1 protein-coding gene and 2 pseudogenes are annotated in these 3,156 nt (G+C 72.4%); 1 reads left to right on the top strand and 2 read right to left on the bottom strand.

Annotation, left to right across the window (positions count from 1 at the left end):
* Together ABNT58_RS14490 and ABNT58_RS14485 are read right to left on the bottom strand one after the other, a co-directional pair.
* Window positions 1-1,258, bottom strand: a pseudogene (locus tag ABNT58_RS14490) (alpha-2-macroglobulin); the annotation flags it as partial.
* A gap of 104 nt (window positions 1,259-1,362) precedes the next feature.
* Window positions 1,363-2,940, bottom strand: coding sequence for a M48 family metalloprotease (locus tag ABNT58_RS14485; protein WP_348754167.1), 1,578 nt, complete (start codon window positions 2,938-2,940; stop codon window positions 1,363-1,365).
* A gap of 70 nt (window positions 2,941-3,010) precedes the next feature.
* Here ABNT58_RS14485 and moaC point away from each other — a divergent pair.
* A pseudogene (gene moaC, locus ABNT58_RS14480) lies at window positions 3,011-3,156 on the top strand (cyclic pyranopterin monophosphate synthase MoaC); the annotation flags it as partial.

Below are 3,156 nucleotides of genomic sequence, written 5' to 3'. Positions count from 1 at the left end.
GCCCGGCTTCCTTGGCCGTCAGCGTGTTCTCGTGATAGCGGGCCACACGGCCGATCCAGCGCAGCAGCTCGGCATCGGGAGTGGCGGCGTCCAGCCGCTTGACGGTGGCGGTGCCGCGCGCCTGCGGGCCCAGCAGGTCGGCCTGCACATGGCGCAGCGTGATGGGCAGCACCGCCTGGGTGCCTTCCAGCTCCAAGATGCCGAAGGGCGCGGCCGCGAACTTGGCCAGCGGCGGCATCGGGCCGGTGGCCACCGCCATCGGAAAGGCGCCGGCATTGGCCAGCGGTCGGCCGCTGTCGTCGGCCAGCGGCGTGGGCAGCGTGAGGGTGAAGCGGGTGTCGGGCGGCAGCGGCGCCTTGAACCGCACCGAGCGCACGGCATCTTCGCCCGCTTCCAGCTGCGGCTGCAGCGCGGCGCCCTGCGCCGGCTGCAGGCGGATGGCGGCGGCCTGCGCACGCGGCACCGGGGCCGAGAAATTGAGCACCATCGCCTGCAGCGGCAGGCAGCCGGCGTCGGCCCGCTCGCGCTGGCAGCTGAAGTCGGCCGCAAAGCGTGCGCGCACCGTGTACTCGAAGCGCTGCGGCGTGCGGGTGAGCACCTGCGGGTTGTCGGCCGAGGCGATGCCGCTGCCCCACACCAGGCGCATGCGGGCTTCGGCCGGCAGCGGGCGCTGGCAGGTCAGCAGCAGCAGGCGGTTGGACTCAGGCCGGCGGCGCTGGCCCTTGAACTGCTGCGCCAGCACCTGCTCGCGCACCGTGCCTTCGACGATGCGCACCGGCAGGCTTTCGCCCAGGCCTTCCACCTCGCACACCGCACGCGCCTGCACGCTGGCCGGCGTGGCCGGGCCGTTGAGCGTGAGCAGGAAGTGCGCGTCTTCTTCCAGCTCGCTGCCCGGCCAGGGTTGCACCTGCAGCACGGCCGGGCCCCCGGTCGAGAAGCTGAAGTCGGTGCGGCCTTCCAGCGCGGTGCCGGTGGTGGTGGGTTGCCAGCCGGCGGCCAGTTGCAGCTGGCATTGCTGGCCCGGCGGCAGCGGCGTGGTCAGGTCATAGAGCCACACCTGCGCATCGGCCCAGCGGCCTGTACCGGCGGGCGTGCGGCCATTGCATTGCAGCGTCAGTGGTGGCTTCTGGCGGCCATCGCCCAGCGGCACCACGGCCTCTGAAAAACGCACGCTGATCTGCCGCACCTCGGCCACTTCGCCTTGCGGCTGCACGCGGTCGATGCGTGCGGCCTGCGCGGGCAGGGGGGTAGCGGCCAAGGCTGCAGTCAGCAGCAGGGCGGCCGGTACGGCACCGCGGCAAAGGAACAGGGGCAAGGGCATCGGCAAGGCTTCCCGTGATGTGGGAAGCGGAGCCTAGCTCATCAATCGCGTGGGGGCGGCCGGTTGGCGTCGGCGTAGAGCTGCCGGCGCAGGGCGTCGATCTGCCGCAGCCGGGCGTCGATGACCGAGGCGTCGATGAAGTCGGTGCTGCCCGGCAGGCCGCTGCGGGCCAGGCGCTGGCCGGCGCGCAGCCGGTCGATGGCGCCGCTCAGGTCGCCCAGCGCGGCGCGTTCTTCGGCCTCGGCCCGCACCGCGCGCAGCCGCAGGCCCTGCTGCGTGTTGGCCTGGGCCAGCAGGCTCCAGGCGGTGGCGTCCTGCGGGTGGTCGGCCACCCAGGTCTGCAGCGCGTCGGTGCCCTTGCGCAGCGGGTCGGTGCGGGCCATGCCGGCGGCGCGCGCCGCATCCAGCGAGGCTTGTGCGCGCATCAGCATCAAGGGCCGCGAGCCGTCGTCGATGGCTTCGATGGCTTCGATGGCGGCCAGCGCGCGCGGCGCGGCGCCGGTGTCCAGCCAGATCTGCGCCTGCAGCATGGTCAGCGCCCGCTGCACCGGCGCTTCGGCGCCGGCCAGCTTGCGGGCTGCGTCGAGTGAGGCCTGCGCCTGCTGCGGCTCACGCAGCTGTTGCGATGCGAGGGCGCTGCCGTACAGCGCGGCCATGCGTTCGGCCGGCGGCAGGCTGCGTTCCGGCTCGGCCGACTGCGACTGGATGCGCCGCAGCGCGCCCACGCTGGTGTCGCCCAGCACGCGGGCGCGCGCCTGCATCACCAGGTGCTCGGGCGTGGGCACGGCCGGCGCCGACTGGGCCGCGGCCTGCGCACGCATGCGCGCCTCGCCGATGCGCTCGGTGGTCAGCGGGTGGCTGCGCAGGTAGGGGTAGTTGCCGCTGTCGTTCAGGCGCGAGGCGTTTTCCAGCTTCTCGAACATCGCGGCCATGCCTTGCGGCGAATAGCCGGCCGTGGTCATCACCTGGTAGCCGATGCGGTCGGCCTCGCGCTCCATGTCGCGCGAGAAGTTGAGCTGGCCCTGCATCATCGCGGCCTGGCTGCCGATGATGGCCGCGTTGATGCCGTCGCCGCTGTTGGCGCGGCTGGCCGCCACCACGCCCAGGATCATCGCCGCCATGCCCACCAGCGACTGCCGCGACGAACTGGAGATGCTGCGCGCGATGTGCCGCTGCGTGACGTGCGACAGCTCGTGGCCCAGCACCGAGGCCAGCTCGTCGCGCGAGCCGGCGGCGGCGATCAAGCCCAGGTGCACGCCGACGTAACCGCCGGGCAGCGCAAAGGCATTGAAGCTGCGGTCGCGCACCAGGAAGGCTTCCCAGGCAAAGACGCCATCGGTGTCGGCGCCGATGTCGCCGCGCTCGCGCGCCGCGGCCACCAGGCGCGTCCACACCGACTGCACGTAGTCCAGCAGCAGCGGATCGTCGATGTAGTCCACGTCGCGGCGCACCTGCCGCATGATTTCGTCGCCCAGCTTCTTCTCGGCGCCGACGCCGACGTCTTCCGACACCGATTCACCCAGCGAGGGCAGGCGCACCTGTGCGAACGAGGGCGACAACGCCGACGGCGCGCCGGTGAGCGCCAGGGCCAGCGCAAGGGACAAGGCGGACAGCTTCACGGGTGACGACGGCGGCAGAGGAAGGACCGGTCGCTATGATGACACCGACCCTTTGCTGCGACGTTTCGGAATGCCCTCACCCGCTGATGCCCCTGCTCTGACCCACTTCGACACGGAGGGCCAGGCCCACATGGTGGACGTCGGCGCCAAGCGCGAAACGCACCGCGTGGCCCGCGCCACCGGCCTCATCCGCATGCAGCCGGCCACCTTCGCATT

This window comes from uncultured Aquincola sp. (assembly GCF_964001545.1).
Classification (GTDB): Bacteria; Pseudomonadota; Gammaproteobacteria; order Burkholderiales; family Burkholderiaceae_C; genus Aquincola.
The sequence above is the reverse complement of the archived record's forward strand: the minus strand, read 5'-3'. Positions and strand labels throughout refer to the sequence as shown.